The following is a 16,933-nucleotide window of genomic DNA, read 5'->3' as shown; positions in this document are numbered from 1 at the left end:
TGGCGTCGATGCTTCGTCAACGGCTCCTCTATCCGCCGGCCGGATGTTGTCCGCTCGGCGGGCGGAGACGTCGCCGCCGATCGCCGAAAGCGTCGAATCTGTCGGCCACCCAGCGCAGGCGGCCGTCTGTCCGGCTAGGACTTCGAAATGCTCCAGCTCGTGCTAATCGCTCTCCGGCGACCGTACACTTTCGTTGTGGCGGCGATTCTCATCGTCATACTCGGCGGTTTGGCGATTTTCAGGACGCCGGTCGACATATTTCCGGCGGTCGGCATTCCCGTCGTCTCTGTGATCTGGACCTATGTCGGCCTTTCTCCAGACGATATGTCCACCCGCATCCTCTATCCCTACGAGCTCGCGTTGACGGCGCTCGTCAACGATATCGACCACGTCGAATCGCAGAGCTACAACGGCATCGGCGTCAACAAGATCTATTTTCAGCCGAAGGTGAAAATAGATCTCGCGCTAGCGCAGGTCGGCGCGGCGGGCCAGACTGTCTTGCGCCTGCTCCCCCCGGGCGTGCAGCCGCCGCAGGTCATATCTTTCAACGCGTCGACCGTGCCGGTCATCCAAATCGCCTTCTCGAGCGCCACACGCACCGAGGCGGAGGTCGCCGACGCCGTCTACACGCTCATTCGGCCGCCACTGACGACTGTGACCGGCGCCGCCGTCCCATTTCCTTACGGCGGCAAATCGCGGCAGGTGCGCATAGACCTCGACCAGGAGAAGCTGCTCGGGCTCGGCCTCACGGCGCAAGACGTGGTGACCGCCGTCGAACGGCAAAATCTCATCATTCCCGCTGGCACGCAGAAGATCGGCGATTATGAATACGCCGTCCTGATCAACGACGCGCCTGCCGACATCTCCGCGCTGAATGATTTTCCGATAAAGCGCGCCGATGGCGCGATTGTCTATCTGCGCGACGTCGCCCATGTCCACAATGGCAACGCGCCGCAAACCAATCTCGTGCGCGTCGACGGCGCGCCAGCGGTGCTGCTGCCCGTGTTGACCTCCGGATCGGCGTCGTCGCTCGACGTGATCAACGGCGTCAAGGCGATGCTGCCGCGATTGAAGCTCGCGCTCCCGGACGGGATCGAAATGACGGTGATCGGAGACCAATCCGCCTTCATCAGCGGAGCGGTCGTCAGCGTCGCGCGCGAGGCGGCGATCGCGGCCGCGCTCACCGGCCTCATGATCCTGCTCTTTCTCGGCAGCTGGCGCTCGACGATCATCATCACGATCTCGATCCCGCTCTCCATTCTCGCCGCCCTCTTCGCGCTGTCGGCGCTCGGCGAAACCGTCAATGTGATGACGCTCGGCGGTCTCGCGCTCGCCGTTGGACTCCTCGTCGACGACGCGACCGTCACGATCGAGAATGTCAACCGTCACATGGAGGCGGGCGAGGCGATCGACGACGCGATCATCAAGGCGGCAAAGGAGATCATCACGCCCGCCACAGTGTCGCTGCTTTGCATCTGCATTGTGTTCGCGCCGCTGCTGCTTCTCGGCGGCGTCGCCGGTTACCTGTTTCGTCCGCTCGCCGAAGCCGTCGTCTTTGCGATGATCGCATCCTACTTTCTGACCTACACTCTGGTCGAGACGATGGCCCGCTATTTCCTCAGCGCGCAGCAACATGAGGCGCTGCGCGAGGCGAAATACGGCCCGGCCCGGCGCGGCGTCGTCCTCGCGACGTTCACGCGCGCGCAAATCGCGTTCGAAAGAGGCTTCGAAACATTGCTCGACGCTTATGCGCGCGTGCTCCAACTGGCGCTTGCGCGCCCGAAGGTTTTCGTCGCCATGTTCTTCGCGGTCGTCGTGCTCTCATTCACGCTGATCCCCTTTCTCGGACGCGATTTCTTCCCCGAGACGGAAAGCAGCTCCTTGCGACTGCATGTCCGCCTCCCCACGGGAACTCGTCTCGAGCAGGCCGGGGTTCTCTGCGACCGGATCGAAGCCGAGATACGCGACGCTCTGCCGCATGGCGCGCTGACGAGCATCGTCGACAACATCGGCCTGCCGATCTCGGGCATCAATCTGAGCTACAATAACTCCGGCACCATCGGCACGAACGACGCCGATCTGACGCTGAGCTTCGATCCCGAGAAGGTCGCCGATGCGAATCCCTTCGCGGAACTATTGCGCGCGCGTCTGCCCCGCGCCTTTCCCGGCGTCGTCTTCTCTTTCTTGCCGGCCGACATAGTGACGCAAATCCTCAATTTCGGCTTGCCGGCTCCGCTCGACATCCAGATCTCGGGAAGCAAGCGCGACGAAAACCTCGCCTATCTGCAAAAGACCTTGGAGCGAGTCGCCCGCGTGCCGGGGATCGCCGACCCGCGCATGCAGCAGGCGGGCGATTTGCCTACGCTCCACGTCGACGTCGATCGAACGCTCGCGCAGGAGGTCGGACTCTCGGAGCGTGACGTCACGGTCTCCTTGCAGACCATGCTCGCCGGCTCGTTCCAGACCTCGCCTGCCTTCTGGCTCAACGTCAAGAGCGGCGTCTCTTATCCGATCGTGACGATGGAGCCGCAGTTTTGGAACACGAGCCTCGACGCGCTGGCGAGCAAGCCGGTGGCTGCGGGCGAGGGACAGCAAATTCTCAGCGGCGTCGCCTCGATTCGGCGCGGCTGGAGCTCGGGCGTCGTCACGCATTTCAACAGCCAGTCGGCGTTCGACATTTATGCCGGCGTTCACGGCCGCGACCTCGGCGCGATTGCGGACGACGTTCAAAAAATATTGGACGATACCCGCAAGGAAGCGCCGGCCGCCTCCAATCTGGCGCTGCGCGGTCAGATCGCGACGATGCGCAGCGCCTATGCGGATCTGCTGCTCGGCCTCGTCCTGTCGATCGTGTTCGTCTACCTCATCATCGTCGTCAATTTCCAATCCTGGCTGGACCCGTTCTTGATCGTCTCCGGCCTGCCGACGGCGTTGGCCGGCATTGTCTGGGTGCTCTTTTTGAGCGAGACGACCATATCCGTTCCGGCGCTGACCGGAGCGATCATGTGCATGGGCGTCGCGACGGCGAACAGCAATCTCGTCATCGCCTTCGCGCGCGAGCGGCTCGATCACGGCGACACTCCGCTCCATGCGGCGGCCGCGGCGGGGGTGACGCGCTTTCGCCCCGTCATCATGACGGCTCTCGCGATGATCATCGGCATGGCGCCTATGGCGCTCTCGGCCGAGCAGAATGCGCCGCTCGGTCGCGCCGTCATCGGCGGCCTGACCTTCGCGACCCTGGGAACGCTGCTGTTGCTGCCGGTCATGTTCAGTCTCGCGCATGGGTTCCTCGCCCGCCGCAGAGCGCGCGCGCAAGACGACGCGCCGGAGAATACGGAATTGGAGCATGCGAATGTCGCACCATGAGCCGCCTCGTCTCCAACCGCCGGACCCGTTGGCGCAGGCGGAGCTCTTGCGCAGGCTGCGTCCGAGAGCGCTCGTCGCCATGGGCGTCATTCTCGCGCTCGCCGTCTTCGGCGTGAGCTCTCGTCACGCGCGCGACGCCGAGCTCGCGCGCGTGACGCAGGAGGCGGCGATTCCGACTGTGGAATTATGTAAGCCGACGCTCTCGACAGCGATCCAGGAACTCGTGCTGCCGGCCAATGTCGAGGCCTTCGTCGACGCGCCGATCTATGCGCGCGTCAACGGATATTTGAAGAGCTGGGCCTATGACATAGGCGCGCAGGTCAAGGCCGGCGACGTGCTGGGCGTCATCGACGCGCCCGACCTCAACCAGCAGGTGGAGCAGGCGAAGGGTCTCCTCGCGCGCAGCAAGGCGGAGCAAAATCTCGCGCGCGCGACGGCGAAGCGCTGGACCACGCTCCGCAACGAGGCCGCTGTCTCGCCCCAGAGCGCGGACGAAAAGACCGGAAATCTGGAGGCGGCGGCCGCCTCGCAGAATGCGGCTCAGGCCAATCTCGACCGGCTCGTCGCTCTCGAAGCCTATCTCAATCTGACATCGCCTTTCGACGGCGTCGTCACAGCGCGCAATGTCGACGTCGGCGCCTTGGTCGACGCTGGCGCGGGGCGGCGGGAGCTGTTTCGCGTGGCCGACATTCACAAGATGCGCGTCTATGTCCGCGCGCCGCAGGCCTATGCGGCGAAGATCACGCCGGGGCTGACCGCGCGGTTGACGTTGCCGCAATATCCGACGCGGGAATTTTCGGCGAAGATCATGACGACCGCCAGCGCGATCGCCGCGGGCTCGAGAACTCTGCTCGTGCAATTCGAGGCGGACAATCCCGATCGCGCGCTGCTGCCGGGCGCGTTCGGACAAATCAGGATTTCGCTTCCTCCCGAAGGGGCTCCGCTGCTTTTGCCGGCGAGCGCGCTCGTCTTCGTCAACGCGTCGCCGCAAGTAGCGACCGTCGACGAGCTTGGCGTCGTGCGCATGAAGACCGTGAAGATCGCGCGTGATCTCGGACCATCGCTCGAGATATCGGCGGGGCTTTCCGAGACCGATCGGGTGATCCGCACGCCATGGCAATCCGTGCATGACGGGATCGCGGTGAGAATCAAGGACGGCGAGCGGAAGGAAGCGCAGGCGAGATGAGATTGTTGCGTCGTTTCCTCTTGATGACGGCATGTGTGTCTTTGAGCGGCTGCGACCTCGCGCCGGCCTATATCGCGCCGACGGTGGAGACTCCGGCGAACTTCAAGGAAGCGAATGGAGGCGGATCCTCAGCCGAAAAAAGGCGCGCCCACTCGGGTGACAGCGGCTTGCAATGGTCTTCCGCCGATCCGTCGGATCTACATCCGCGGGGATCATGGTGGGGCGCCTTCCGAGACAAGCGCCTCGACGCGCTGGAGCGAGATCTCGACCAATTCAATCCAGACCTCGGCCAGGCCATGGCCGTCATGGACCGGGCGCGCGCCTTGGCCGCGAAAGCCGCCGTCGGCCTCACGCCGACGCTGACGGCGAGCGGCCAGCTGACTGAGAACAAGGAATCTTTGCACCGCCCGCTTCGATTGGCCAATTCCTATCCGAGCAGCTCCGATTTCGCGCGATCGGCGCTGTCCCACGGCTTGCCCACGAATGCGCCGACTTATTACGGCGACAATCAGCTGTCGATGCAGTCGAGCTACGAGATCGATCTTTGGGGGCGCATCCGCAATCTCGCTGCCGCAGGCGTCGCACAGGCGCAGGCGTCCGAAGCCGATCTCGCCGCGATCGCCTTGAGCCTACACGCCGAGCTCGCGCGCGACTACATCAACCTGCAAGGCGCCGACAATGAGATCGCGCTGCAGAAGCGCATCGTCTCGGCCTATGGCCGCTCGCTCGCTCTCGTGCAGAAACGCGTCGGCGGCGGCATCACCTCGCCTGCCGACGTGACGCGCGCGCAGACCCAGATCGGATTCGCGAAAGCGCAGCTCTCTGAAATAGAGGCGCGCCGCGCGCTGCTCGAACATGCGGTCGCTATTCTCGCCGGCCACATGCCGGAGAGCTTTTCTCTGCCGTCGTCGCAGACGCGCGTCGCTGCCCCGACAATTCCGCTCGACGCTCCGTCGCAGCTGCTCGAGCGCCGCCCCGACATCGCCGCCGTCGAACGGCGGGTCTATGGCGCCAATCTTTCGATCGGCGTCGCGCGCGCCGCGTTTTTCCCACGCTTCACGATCAATCTTTCCGGCGGAACGCAAGACACGGGGCTCAGCCTCTTCAACGCACGCAACAGCCTCTGGTCGCTCGGGCCCGCCGTAACGCTGCCGATCTTCGACGGCGGCGCGCATTCGGCCGATCTGCACGACGCCGAGTCCGCCTATCTCGAGGCCGTGGCGCATTACCGAAGCGTCGTCCTGCGCGCCTATGGCGAGGTCGAGGACGCGCTCGCGCTCATTCGCTATTTCGACCGTCAGGAAAAGGATATTGCCGCCGCCGTCGTCGCCGGCAATAAGACGCTCGATATCTCGCTGAAGCTCTATGAGGAGGGCGTCGTGACCTATGTGGAGGTGGTGACGGCGCAGTCCGACGCCTTCGCCGCGCAGCGTCAGGCGATCGCATTGCGCACGGGACGCCTGCAGGCGGCGTTGTCGCTGATGACGGCGCTCGGCGGCGGCTGGAGTCGCCCGGTCTCTCCGCCTCCCGTCGCGGAGTCGCCCTGCGCGCTGTGCGAAATGGCGACGCACCCGACGAAGTCCTGACGCGCGCCATGACGCGAAGGGTCGTGACGGATCGCGCCGCCTGGACGTCCCCGACCATTCTGTCGCTCGATGTTCATAGCCGGCGTCGACGAATTTCTCGACGCCGCGTCACTCGCTTCACCGCTCGATGGTCCTGCTCGACGATATCATTGAGATATTCGATGCGTCGGATTTCGATGTCCGCTTCATGCTCCGCATTGTAGCGTTCGATCGCTGACGTGTTGGAGCCGCCTTTGTCGATCGTGATCTTCTCCGGTTCGCCATGCTGGCCGATCGCCTTGCGCAAAAAGCGCATCGCGGCTTTGCAGTTCCGCTTCGCCGTCAGCAGGAAGTCCACCGTCGCGCCTGCGTTGTCGACGGCCAGATACAGATATTTCCAGCAGCCTTCGCCTTTCACATAGGTCTCATCGAGACGTCAGCTGGATCCGATCGCGCGCTTGCGAGCACGAAACTGATTCTCCAGCTCGCTTCGAACAAGACGTTCTGGATCTCGCTGTTGGCCGAGCGGATGCGCTGGCGTGAACGGGCGAGCCGCGTCGAGGCGACGTCGTCATCCGGCCTGCGCTCCCTCGCCTTTGCAGGGACGCGCGCGCTCTGGGGACGGCATTCTCGACTCGATCCTGCGCAGGATTTCAGCCGAGGCCAGTTCCTCGGGCGTCGCGCAGAGAAGGTGGCGGCGAAACCAGTCTCCGAGCCCGGGCCGGGCTGTCGAGACCGCGAAGGGCGCGGCGATGACATAGCCGATGGTCACGGGAAGGGACCACAGGGCGAGCCGCGGCGCGAAAACGAAGCCGAGCGCGAGCGTCGCCACGCCGAAGAGGAAATGCAGATAGAGGGCCTTGGCCGCCTCGTGCAGCGCGAGCCCACGCGCATCGCGCCTCTGCGCCGGCCAACCGACCGTGCGGCCGAGTGCGAGGCCGGCGAGAAACATCGTCTCGCTCAGCGTGGCGACGGCTCCGATGATGAAGGAGCTCGCGATCTCGATCGCGGCCCCGATCGAGAACCGCGCCGCGCCGCCATAACGCGCGAGGCCACCGGGCGTCAGCAGGACATCCAGCAGGCCGAGGAGTTTGGGCGCGAGAAAGAAACCGAGAAAGGTCAGATAGATTTCGCGTAGTGAACCTGCGGCGAGAGATGAGACGTCCTCGAGAGCCGGAGCCGCGGCGCCGAGCGAGATGATCGCAGTCCAGGCGGGAGCGCCGATGAACATGCTGATCGCCCATACGAGCTGAAATCGGCTCACGGGCAGAAGGCCCGGCAGGCGCAGCAATTCGATATATTGCATGTTGCCCTGGCACCAGCGAAGATCGCGCAGCACGAAGGCCAGCAAATCCGGAGGGTTCTCCTCGAAGCTTCCGCTCTCCTGCGGCAGCGCGCGCACCTCGAAACCGGCGCGTCGCATCAGCGCCGCCTCGATCTGATCATGCGAGAGGATATGCCGGCCGCCCTTCAGCATGGGCAGCGCGCAGCGCTCTGCGAAAGGCGCGACGCGGACGAGCGCATTATGTCCCCAGAACGGTCCGCAATCGCCCGCCCACCATGTCGCGCCCATGGTGTAGGTGCGCATCCCATGGCGCATACCGAACTGAAAGATGCGCGCGAAGGCCGAATCGGAGGGCGTCCCGACGACGAGGCTCTGCAGAATGCCGATCATCGGATGCGCTTCGCCGATGCGCGCCAGCCGCAGAATCGTCTCGCCGTCCATCAGGCTGTCGGCGTCGAGCGGGATCATGAACTCGAACCCTGCGCCGGAGGCTTCGCAGAAATCGCGGATGTTGCCGGCTTTATAGCCCCTGTTTTCCGCGCGGCGGCGATAATGCAGCCGCGCCGCGTCATGGGGAGCCGCCATCTTCCAGCGCGCGAGCAAGGTCTCCTCGCGCGCGGCGATCCGGGGATCACTGGTGTCGCTGAGGACGAACCAGTCGAAGCGATCGGCGAAGCCCGTCGTCGCCACGCTCGCCATCATCGCGCGCATCCTCGCGAGGGCGCGCGCCGGGTCCTCGTTCCGCAGGGTGAGCAGCATCGCCGTCCGGCTGCGTAGCGGCGCGTCCGTTTCGGCGGAACGCGCGAAGGGCGCGACAGCGGCGAGGCCGTCGCGGTGAAAATGCAGAAGCCAAAAGCCGATGGCGGCGTTGCAGAAGCCGAGCACGCTCCATGGCGCGGCGATCGCGAAAGCGAGGAGAATAGCGACGCGCAGGATGCTCCAGCCGCCCGCGCCGAGGCTCGCCGCGAGCCAGCCCAGCATGACGAGATAGATGAGGCCGTTCACGGCGAGGACGACGAGACGCCGGCGTTCGAGCTCCGCGAGGCTCTGCAGCCCGGTGGGTGTCCGCGGCGAGATGCGACCGTGCATCGTGTTTCCTATTGCCGATATGGGATATCGCTGGCGCCGGATCGCGCCTTCGATTACACTTATTAGCAAAAGCAGGGGTCTGCAAAGTGTCTGCGAGCGTAAACTCCTATCAAAAGCCTCAAAATGAGGCGCGCGCTCTGTGGTTCGAAGCGCCGCGGCTGGCGCGTCTACGCGTGCAGCTCCTTCCGGCTCCGGGGCCGGACGAGGCGCTTGTCGCGACGAGCTGGAGCGCGATCAGCCGAGGCACCGAGCGTCTGGTGCTCGAAGGACGCGTCCCGGCTACCGAGCATGCGCGGATGCGCGCGCCCTTTCAGGAGGGCGATTTCCCGTTTCCGGTGAAATATGGCTATTGCGCTGCGGGCGTCGTCGAGGCGGGCCCGGCCGACTGGATCGGCCGAACCGTCTTCTGCCTCCATCCGCACCAGGATCGCTTCGTCGCGCCACTTTCTGCGCTTCGCGCCATCCCTCCCGCCACGCCGCTGCGCCGCGCAACGCTCGGCGCGAATATGGAGACGGCGCTCAACGCGCTCTGGGACGCGGGCGCCGGGCCCGGCGACCGTATCGTCGTCGTCGGCGCCGGGGTTCTCGGGCTGCTGATCGCTTTTCTCGCGGCGCGGCTTCCGGGCGCCGAGGTCGTGGTCGTCGACAAGGACGAGGCGCGCGGTCCCGTGTGCTCCGATCTCGGTGTAATGTTCCGGTCTGCGCGCGATCTCTCGCTCGGGACATCGGAGGCCGACATCGTTTTTCATGCGAGCGCCACGGCCGCGGGGCTCGCGCTCGCCATCGCCTGCGGCGGCCTCGAGGCGAAGATCGTCGAGACGAGCTGGCACGGCGCGGGCGACACGCCGGTTCCGCTCGGCGGCGCCTTTCACGCCAAGCGCCTGCAGCTGATCTCGTCGCAGGTCGGACACGTCGCGGCGTCCCGCCGCGCACGTTGGACCTATGCGCGTCGGCTCGACAAGGCGCTGGAGCTTCTCGGCGACGAGCGCCTCGACGCGCTCATCGGCGAGGAAGTCGCCTTCTCCGATGCAGCGCAGGAGCTGCCGCGGCTCCTCGCGGCGGACGCGCCGGGCCTCGCGACCGTCATTCGCTATCCATCCTCTCGATAAGGAGACGCATTTGTACGCCGTCGAAGTTCGCGACCACATCATGATCGCCCACAGCTTTCGCGGGGAGCTGTTCGGGCCGGCGCAGAGGCTGCACGGCGCGACCTTCGTCGTCGACGTGGCCTTCTTTCGGGAGCAGCTCACCGAGGACAATGTTGTCGTCGACATCGGCCGCGCCCATGACGCGCTGAAGGCGATTCTCGCGCCGCTCGCCTATCGCAATCTCGACGAGGTCGAGACCTTCGAGGGCGTGCAGACCACCACGGAGTTCCTGTCTCGGCATATTTTCGACGCTCTGGCGCAGGCTGCGCGCGCCGGGGCGCTCGGTCCCGGCGGCGAGGGCGTCTCTCGCATCCGCGTGACGCTGCACGAGTCGCATGTAGCGCGCGCCTGGTTCGAGGGACCGGTCGCCGGATGACCGGGATCGTGTTCGCGATCCCGGGTGACATCTCCACACGCTCGGGCGGCTATGAATACGACCGGCGCGTGCTCGCGGGACTGGCCGAGCGCGGCGTCGAGGCGGCGCGCTGCGCCCTTCCACCGACCTTTCCCGCCCCCTCCGCCGACGATGTCGCACGGGTCATCGAGGCGATCGCGCGGCATCGCCGCGCAGGAGACGTGCTCCTGATCGACGGGCTCGCCTATGGCGCTCTGCCGGAAGCCGCCGTTCGCGCGCTCGGTCCCCGGATCGTCGCGCTCTGTCATCATCCGCTCTCGCTCGAGAGCGGCCTCGTCCCGGAGCGCGCTGCGGCGCTGCTCGAGAGCGAGCGGCGGGCCTTGTCGCTCGCCGCGCATGTGATCGTCACCAGCGCGCATACGCGCGCTCTCCTCGTCCGAGACTTCGGGCTCGCGCCCGAGACGATCAGCGTCGCGCCTCCCGGGGTCGATCCGGCGCCGCGCGCGCGGGGGTCAGGCGCGCCGACGTCGCTGCTCGTCGTCGGCGCGGTCATTCCACGCAAGGCGCACGACGTTCTCGTCGAAGCCCTCGGCGGGCTTGTCGATCTCGATTGGCGTCTGCGCATCGTCGGGAGCCTCTCCCACGCGCCCGACGCCGCGAGGGCGCTCGAAACGCAGATCGCGGCGAAAGGTCTCGAGCCGCGCATCGAGCTGTCGGGGGAGATTGCGAGCGAGAAGCTCGCGGAGGTCTATGACCAGGCCGATCTCTTCGTCTCCGCCTCTCGCTATGAAGGCTATGGGATGGCGCTCGCCGAGGCGATGGCGCATGGGCTCCCCATCATCGCATCGACTGGCGGCGCAGCCGCGGAGACCGTCCCGGAGGGCGCCGCTTTGAAGTGTCGCCCCGGCGACGTCGTCGCCTTGCGGGACGCGCTTCGCGAGGCGATCGGCGAGCCCGCTCTGCGGCTCGGATTGGCCGAGGCGTCTTGGCGCGCCGGTCAGGGCCTTCCGCGCTGGGACGAGACGGCGCGCGTCGTCGCGCGCGTTACGGCCGAAGTGGGAGCGAGCGGCGCGTGAGCGCCTTTTCCGCCGATTGGCTCGCCTTGCGTGAGCCCGCCGATCACGCCGCGCGCGATCCCCGTGTGCAGGCTCTCGTGGAGGCGGCGTTCGCCGGACGCGACGAGATGTCGATCCTCGATCTCGCTTGTGGCGCCGGCTCCAATGTCCGGGCGCAGGCGTCGCGCTTGCCGCGCCGGCAGCGCTGGCGCCTCGTCGATCATGACGAGGCGCTCCTCGCGGCGGCGCGAGCCGCGCTGGTAGCTTGGGCGGATCGCGTGGACTGCGACGCGCCGCTCGTGTTGCGCAAGGCGGATCGACGGCTCGAGATCCACCTGGAGCCGATCGACCTCGCCGTCTTCGACCGCGACGCCCTCGACGACGCGCCCGATCTCGTCACGACGGCGGCGTTCCTCGACCTCGTCTCCGCGACATGGATCGGGCAATTCTGTGACGAGCTGGAGCGGCGACGCCTGCCGCTCTACGCGACGCTGTCCTATGAGGGACGCGAGCGTTGGCGGCCCGCGCATCCCGCCGATGAGGCGATGCTCCAAGCCTTTCTCCAACATCAGATGCGGGACAAAGGCTTTGGTCCCGCCGCCGGCCCGAGCGCGGTGTTTCTGCTCCAGTGCGATCTCGAGAGGAGAGGATATGTCGTCGAGCGCGGAGCGAGCCCCTGGCGCCTCGGCCGATCCGACGCCGAATTGATCGGCGCTCTCGTCGAAGGCTCGGCTCAGGCGGTGATCGAGACGGCGCTCGTTCCGGAGGCGGTAGTCGAGGAATGGCGCGCGTTTCGGCGCGGCTCCACGTCTTGCGAGATCGACCATATCGATATTTTCGCACGGCCGCCGGGCGCCGCAGGTTCCTAGATGCGCGTCCCGAGCACGGCTTTCGCCGGTTCGACGAAGCCCGATCCATTGGTCCATCGGTGATCCATCGCTGCGGAGCCGGGATATCCAAATCGCCGCAATAGAGGATCGAATGCCGCATTCCGCGTCACGGCCTCTCTCTCCCGCGCGCGCCTGCTCGGAAATTCCAGCGACATGCGGATAGATCGCAGTCGAAAAGCACGTCGCCGCCCTCCAGGAGATGCGCCCGGACGCGCGGCCGCAGCGCACTCTCCAGCTTCGCGATCGGCGGCAGGTCGAGGCCTGCTTGGCCGGATCCGATGATCATCGGCGCGACGAGCACATGCAGCCGATCGAGATGTCCCGTCTCGAGAAAGGTCGAGAGCGTCCGAGCGCCGCCCTCGACGAGGATGCGCTTCAACCCGCGAGAGAAAAGCGCCTCGACGATCGCCGCGGGCGGAATGATTCCGGCGTGCGATTCGAGACGAATCGTCTCCGCGCCGCAAGAGACGGACGAGCGCTCGCCTGTGACGAGAATGCGCCGCGCGCCGTCATCGGCCAGCCATCGACCGCGGGAGTCGAGACGGCCGGATGGATCGATCACGACGCGCGCCGGATTCGTTCCTGGGACACGTCGAACAGAGAGCTGCGGATCGTCCAGAACGATGGTGCGAGCGCCGACGATCACGGCGTCGACATGGGCCCGGATGCGATGCAGATGATCCAGGGCCGCCTGTCCGCTGATGTCGCGCGATTCGCCACAGAGCGTGGCGATGCGGCCATCGAGCGACTGACCGACCTGACCCACCACGAAAGGGCGCTCAGACGGCGTCTCGGAGAAGGGAGCGAATATATCCGCGGCGATGGGCGGCGTCTCGCCGCCGATGCTCGCGCCTTCGACTCGCACGCTGCGCCCTCCCGCTTCGATGAACGCGCCAGACGCGCGCAGATATTTTCTGTAGACAAATGTCAACAACTGCGGCCGGAGGCCTTCGGGTCAGCCGATTCGAAGATCGAGCTTGAAGTCTCGCTCTCCAGACATCGGCTACGCACTATGTCTCGCCGCCCGTGAACCCGGTCATTCGATGCGCAGCTTGGTCTCGACGAGCGCGGCGATGTCGCGCAGACACGGGTCGGCGCGTCGACGCGGGCGCGCGACGTCGATCGTGACGGAGGCGCGGACCTCGCCCGGCTTGCCGCCGAGCGCGATCACGCGGTCGGCGAGATAGACCGCTTCGTCGATGTCATGCGTCACGAAGAGGATTGTCTTGCCGGTCTCGCGCCAGAGCTCGAGCAGATCGTCCTGCAGGCGTTGTCGCGTCGGCGCGTCCAGTGCGGAGAAAGGTTCGTCCATCAGCAGCAGGTCCGGCTGCACCGCGAGCGCGCGGGCGAGGGCGACGCGCTGCCTCTGTCCGCCGGAGAGCTGATGCGGAAAGCGCTCCGCATAGTTCTCGAGCCCGACGCCGCGCAATGCGTCCAGCGCGCGAATGTGGCGCTCCGCTTTCGAAAGCTTCATCTTTTCGAGGCCGAGCGCCACATTGGCCTCGACGCGCCGCCAGGGAAGCAATCGCGCATCCTGAAACACCAGCGCCATGGCGCAATCGGATCGCGCGTCGAATCGCAATGCGCCGGCCGAAGGCGCGGCGAGGCCGATCAGCACGCGCAGCAAGGTCGATTTGCCGACGCCGGAGGCGCCGAGGATCGCGATGAATTCCCCGCGCGTGATCGTCAGATCGAGCCGCTCCAGCACGGCGACATGGGCGCCGTCGTGCTCATAGCCGAGCGCCAGCCCCTCGATCTCGATGAGCGGCGCCATCACGCCTTCCATGTGAGAAGCCTCGATTGCGCGAAGATGAATGCCATGTCGATCAAGCCGTAGAGCGCCGCCATGGTCAGCATGTAGACGACGACGATATCGGTGGCGAGCAGGCTGGAGGCTTGGTTCATCCGCTGCCCGAGTCCGGCGACGCCGAACAGTTCGGCGGCGACCACGGCCATCCAGGCCTGGCCGAGCGAGGTGCGCACGCCGACGAGAATGCCGGGCAGGCTCGCCGGAAACTGCACCTTCACCAGCTTCTCCCAGCTGGTTCTGAAGCCGAAAGCGGCGGCCACCTCGACGAGATCGCGATCCACATTGCGAATGGCGCCATGGGCGGAGAAATAGACGATCCAGAACACGCCGATGGCGATGATGAACACCGCCGCCTTCTCCTCGACGCCGAACCAGAGGATGGCGAAGGGAATCCAGGCGAGGCCGGGGATAGGGCGGAGAATGCGCGTGATCCAGGCCGTCGCCCATTCGAGCGGCGGAAGCGCGCCGGTCGCGACGCCCGCCGCGACGCCGAACGCCACGCCGACGCCGAGGCCGATGAGATAATGCGACAGGCTCGCGCCGACACAGGCGAGCCAGACGCCGTTCTGGAACTCGCGCCAGAAGGCTCCGGGCAATTGGCTGGGGACGGGGAGAAGCGCATGCGCTCCCGGAGTGAGCAGGGGAGCGAGCTCCCATGCGCCGAGGAACAGCACGAGGCCCAGCAGGGCTGCGAGACGTTGCTTCATTTCGCTTCGCTCTCGTTCGGCCCGTCGACAAAGGTGATGAATTGCGCGGACGACCATATTTTCGCGTCGTCGCGCTGACGGCCGAACAGATAGACCGGACGAAATCCGAACGGCCCGTTGCGCGGCTCGACCGTGAAGCGCCCCGCGATGTCGCGTGGCGGCGGCGTGTCCGCGAGACGCTCGAGAGCGAGGAACAGCTCGACGCCGCCGAGGTCGAGCCGCAGCTCGCCTTTCTCGATCAGCTCGCGGCCGGTCGCCTCGAAGCGAAACTCCGGCGCATGGACGAACGGCGCGGGAAAGCGGGGATCGCCGACCTTGACGAAGCCGCCGATCGTTCCCTCGACCAGAAAGCGCGCGGCGGAAAGATCGTCGATCTCGAGCTCCAGCGCGTCGGCGTCGCCATAGGTCTCCGAGCGAAAGGCGATGTCGGTCGCCCCGGCGCGCCAGGCGTTCTCTTCGTCATGCTCGAAGCCGACGCTGGCGAAGCTGCGCACCACGGCTCCCTGCACGCGCAGGCGACCATTCCAGCTCGCCCAGCGATAGCGGTCCTTTATTCGCGCGCCGCCCCAGCGCAGCCGCGCGCGCGTGTGTGAGTAGCCGAGCTCGGCATGGAGATTTCGACGCCAGAGCAGCCCCTCATGGTCGAAGGCGGCGATCTCGTCGAAACCGGCGTCGCCGAGGAAGCGATAGTCGATCTCGGCCGGCCCCTCATGTTCGAAGGCGTCGCCCTGGAGGCGATCGCCGCATCGGACGATGAGCGCGAGCCGCTCGCCGGTCGTCGCGAAACTATGGCGCGCGCGCAATGCGCGGCCGATCGCGGCGCGGTCCAGGCTTTCGGCGAAAACGCCGGTCAGCCCGCCGCGCACGCCGAACACTTGCACGCCAGGCGCGCCGCCGCCCGGCCGTCCGCGATGCTCGTCGCTGTTCGCGGAGACGCCGAGCCGATAGCCGCGGGCGATCACATCGCGATAGAGCCAGGGGAAATGGCCCCAGGCCGAGGCGATCTCGACGAGCCGCTCGAGCTCGGGGTGGTGCCAATCGGCGATATAGCGTCGCCCGCCGACATGCGGCACAACGAGATGGGTTTCCGGCGAATGGCCATAAGCGTCCCACAGCTCGTTCACCGGCCAGCGGCCGAGCTCGACCTTCGGCGACTTCATGTCCTCGTTCCAGGACAAGGTGCGATTGTGCCGCCCTTGCGCGTCATACGGAAAGTCGGGCTCCTCCTCGCCTAGGAAGATCACCTTGTGGTCGCCGCCCGCCGTCGAGCTTCCGCACCACTCCTGCACCGGATAGGTCACGAAGCGTCCGGGCGCGTCGAGAGCGTTCACCGCCGCGACTCCGTCGCGCCAATTGGCGTCGGTGATCTGAAAATCATTGGCCGTATAGCCGAACACGTCGACGCCGCCGACATCGCGCGCGAAGGCGGCGTTGTAGGAAGGGCTGTTCGTTCCGACCGTGTCATGCGCATGGACATGCAGATCGGCGTAGAAGCCGCGCGGCGCCGGCGCATCGGCGAAGACTGAGAGAAAGGCCGAAGCCGCGGGAATGTCGCGCGCGTCGAGCGCGGCGATCAGCGTCACATCGCCGCGATCGGTCGGAACATCCTCGATCGCGACGCTCGCCCAGCCTTTGTCGGGAAAGGCGAGGTCGCGGGACGCGATCGTCTCGGCGCCCGCGAGGATCGAGAGACGAATGCGGCCGGGAAAATCGTCGACGATATTCCCCCAGCGATCGAGCGCCGAGAGGCGGAATGGCGCGTGCGCCCCGGGCCGCGCGAAGCGCGGGCCGACGAGCGACAGCCGCGCCGGCGCGCCGGCGACGACGCGCAGCGAGACATCGCCCGGCACGGCGACATAACGCGACGTTCCGAGCGGATCGACATAGGCGCGAAAGCGAAAATCATCGTCGACGAAGGTCTGGACGCGCGTGCCCGGTCCGCCGGCGCGGCGATCGCCCAATCGGATGACGATGTGGTCGCCCATATTGAGATAGCCGTCGATCACATCGACGATCACGGCCTTCTGATAAGGCCGCTCATGTCCTTTTTGGTCGAAGCGGACCGCGAGATGCTGCACGCTCGCCGGCGATTGGCCTGGGGCCAGCGGGCCCGCCTGATAGTCGACGCTGAGATAATCGGCGCCTTTCGGATCGGCGGTCTGAAACAGCGCCCAGTCGGAATAGAATTTGAACGTGACCTTCAAGGTCGCGCCATCGGCGACGCCGCTCGCGCCCACCTCATAGTCGAGCACGATCTCCCGCCAGGATCCGGCCTCCGCTTCCTCGAGGCTGCAAGCGAGCCGGCCGGCGAAGGGGCCTTCTTTCATTTTCTCATAGAGCCCCTCCGGCGCGACGGGCCCTGCGGATCGCGAGCCCAATGGCCGGGTCTGCGGCCGATCCTTCTCATCCGACAATTCGAGCGCTCCTTCAGTCCATTTAAACTATAGACTAAATCGTCATATCGACGCAAACTCGCG

At 66.2% G+C, this 16,933-nt stretch carries 12 protein-coding genes and 1 pseudogene; 7 read left to right on the top strand and 6 right to left on the bottom strand.

The features are described from left to right. Positions 1 to 147 precede the first annotated feature (147 nt). The 3 genes from CQW49_RS22290 to CQW49_RS22280 are packed head-to-tail and all read left to right on the top strand — an operon-like array spanning position 148 to position 6,138. Entirely contained in the window at positions 148 to 3,366 is a 3,219-nt protein-coding gene (locus tag CQW49_RS22290) for an efflux RND transporter permease subunit (protein ID WP_003612399.1), read from the top strand. Next, positions 3,353 to 4,552: an efflux RND transporter periplasmic adaptor subunit gene (locus tag CQW49_RS22285; protein WP_003612398.1), complete on the top strand. Its 1,200-nt coding sequence runs from the start codon at positions 3,353 to 3,355 to the stop codon at positions 4,550 to 4,552. Before CQW49_RS22290 ends, CQW49_RS22285 begins: the two co-directional genes overlap by 14 nt. Continuing rightward, positions 4,549 to 6,138, top strand: coding sequence for an efflux transporter outer membrane subunit (locus tag CQW49_RS22280; RefSeq protein ID WP_003612397.1), 1,590 nt, complete (start codon positions 4,549 to 4,551; stop codon positions 6,136 to 6,138). The genes CQW49_RS22285 and CQW49_RS22280 overlap by 4 nt, the downstream gene beginning before the upstream one ends. A gap of 103 nt (positions 6,139 to 6,241) precedes the next feature. On the opposite strand, the pseudogene CQW49_RS22275 reads toward CQW49_RS22280, so the two are convergent. Together CQW49_RS22275 and mdoH are read right to left on the bottom strand one after the other, a co-directional pair. Beyond that, positions 6,242 to 6,589: pseudogene (locus CQW49_RS22275) on the bottom strand (IS6 family transposase); the annotation flags it as partial. A 99-nt stretch (positions 6,590 to 6,688) separates the two neighbouring features. Further along, positions 6,689 to 8,491: a glucans biosynthesis glucosyltransferase MdoH gene (gene mdoH / locus CQW49_RS22270; RefSeq protein WP_003612394.1), complete on the bottom strand. Its 1,803-nt coding sequence runs from the start codon at positions 8,489 to 8,491 to the stop codon at positions 6,689 to 6,691. Between the two features lie 86 nt (positions 8,492 to 8,577). Here mdoH and CQW49_RS22265 point away from each other — a divergent pair, with 86 nt between their 5' ends. Genes CQW49_RS22265 through CQW49_RS22250 form a run of 4 tightly spaced genes read left to right on the top strand, consistent with a single transcriptional unit; the run spans position 8,578 to position 11,918 of the window. Further along, positions 8,578 to 9,600: a zinc-dependent alcohol dehydrogenase gene (locus CQW49_RS22265; RefSeq protein ID WP_003612393.1), complete on the top strand. Its 1,023-nt coding sequence runs from the start codon at positions 8,578 to 8,580 to the stop codon at positions 9,598 to 9,600. Positions 9,601 to 9,610: 10 nt separating this feature from the next. After that, positions 9,611 to 10,015 carry a 6-pyruvoyl trahydropterin synthase family protein gene (locus CQW49_RS22260; RefSeq protein WP_003612392.1) on the top strand — a complete coding sequence of 135 codons (405 nt, stop codon included), beginning with the start codon at positions 9,611 to 9,613 and terminating at the stop codon, positions 10,013 to 10,015. Next, the gene (locus CQW49_RS22255) at positions 10,012 to 11,070 is read left to right on the top strand and encodes a glycosyltransferase family 4 protein (RefSeq protein ID WP_003612391.1); all 1,059 of its coding nucleotides are present in this window, start codon (positions 10,012 to 10,014) and stop codon (positions 11,068 to 11,070) included. Before CQW49_RS22260 ends, CQW49_RS22255 begins: the two co-directional genes overlap by 4 nt. After that, on the top strand, positions 11,067 to 11,918 hold the full coding sequence (locus CQW49_RS22250; protein ID WP_003612390.1) for a hypothetical protein: 852 nt from the start codon (positions 11,067 to 11,069) through the stop codon (positions 11,916 to 11,918). Before CQW49_RS22255 ends, CQW49_RS22250 begins: the two co-directional genes overlap by 4 nt. Before the next feature lie 127 nt (positions 11,919 to 12,045). Here CQW49_RS22250 and CQW49_RS22245 read toward each other — a convergent pair whose 3' ends face one another. The 4 genes from CQW49_RS22245 to CQW49_RS22230 all read right to left on the bottom strand — a co-directional run bounded on the left by CQW49_RS22245 (position 12,046) and on the right by CQW49_RS22230 (position 16,870). After that, the gene (locus CQW49_RS22245; RefSeq protein WP_003612389.1) at positions 12,046 to 12,804 is read right to left on the bottom strand and encodes a RibD family protein; all 759 of its coding nucleotides are present in this window, start codon (positions 12,802 to 12,804) and stop codon (positions 12,046 to 12,048) included. A 171-nt stretch (positions 12,805 to 12,975) separates the two neighbouring features. Continuing rightward, positions 12,976 to 13,725 (bottom strand): ABC transporter ATP-binding protein, encoded by a 750-nt coding sequence (locus CQW49_RS22240; RefSeq protein WP_003612388.1) that lies wholly within the window; start codon positions 13,723 to 13,725, stop codon positions 12,976 to 12,978. Next, a complete protein-coding gene (locus CQW49_RS22235) occupies positions 13,713 to 14,456 on the bottom strand; it encodes an ABC transporter permease (RefSeq protein WP_003612387.1) in 744 nt (247 codons plus the stop codon). The genes CQW49_RS22240 and CQW49_RS22235 overlap by 13 nt, the downstream gene beginning before the upstream one ends. After that, complete coding sequence (locus CQW49_RS22230; RefSeq protein WP_003612386.1) at positions 14,453 to 16,870, bottom strand: DUF3604 domain-containing protein; 2,418 nt, start codon at positions 16,868 to 16,870, stop codon at positions 14,453 to 14,455. The genes CQW49_RS22235 and CQW49_RS22230 overlap by 4 nt, the downstream gene beginning before the upstream one ends. Between the last annotated feature and the right edge of the window lie 63 nt (positions 16,871 to 16,933).

Origin of the sequence: Methylosinus trichosporium OB3b, from assembly GCF_002752655.1 — a bacterium.
GTDB lineage: Bacteria > Pseudomonadota > Alphaproteobacteria > Rhizobiales > Beijerinckiaceae > Methylosinus > Methylosinus trichosporium.
Note: the sequence above shows the minus strand (reverse complement) of the source record. Positions and strands in the feature narration are given on the sequence as shown.

Bases quoted from the DNA above. Each gene is read 5' to 3' on its own strand.
- CQW49_RS22280 (WP_003612397.1), top strand. From the start codon at position 4,549: ATGAGATTGTTGCGTCGTTTCCTCTTGATGACGGCATGTGTGTCTTTG.
- CQW49_RS22285 (WP_003612398.1), top strand. From the start codon at position 3,353: ATGTCGCACCATGAGCCGCCTCGTCTCCAACCGCCGGACCCGTTGGCG.
- mdoH (WP_003612394.1), bottom strand. From the start codon at position 8,491: ATGCACGGTCGCATCTCGCCGCGGACACCCACCGGGCTGCAGAGCCTC.
- CQW49_RS22290 (WP_003612399.1), top strand. From the start codon at position 148: ATGCTCCAGCTCGTGCTAATCGCTCTCCGGCGACCGTACACTTTCGTT.
- CQW49_RS22235 (WP_003612387.1), bottom strand. From the start codon at position 14,456: ATGAAGCAACGTCTCGCAGCCCTGCTGGGCCTCGTGCTGTTCCTCGGC.
- CQW49_RS22255 (WP_003612391.1), top strand. From the start codon at position 10,012: ATGACCGGGATCGTGTTCGCGATCCCGGGTGACATCTCCACACGCTCG.
- CQW49_RS22240 (WP_003612388.1), bottom strand. From the start codon at position 13,725: ATGGAAGGCGTGATGGCGCCGCTCATCGAGATCGAGGGGCTGGCGCTC.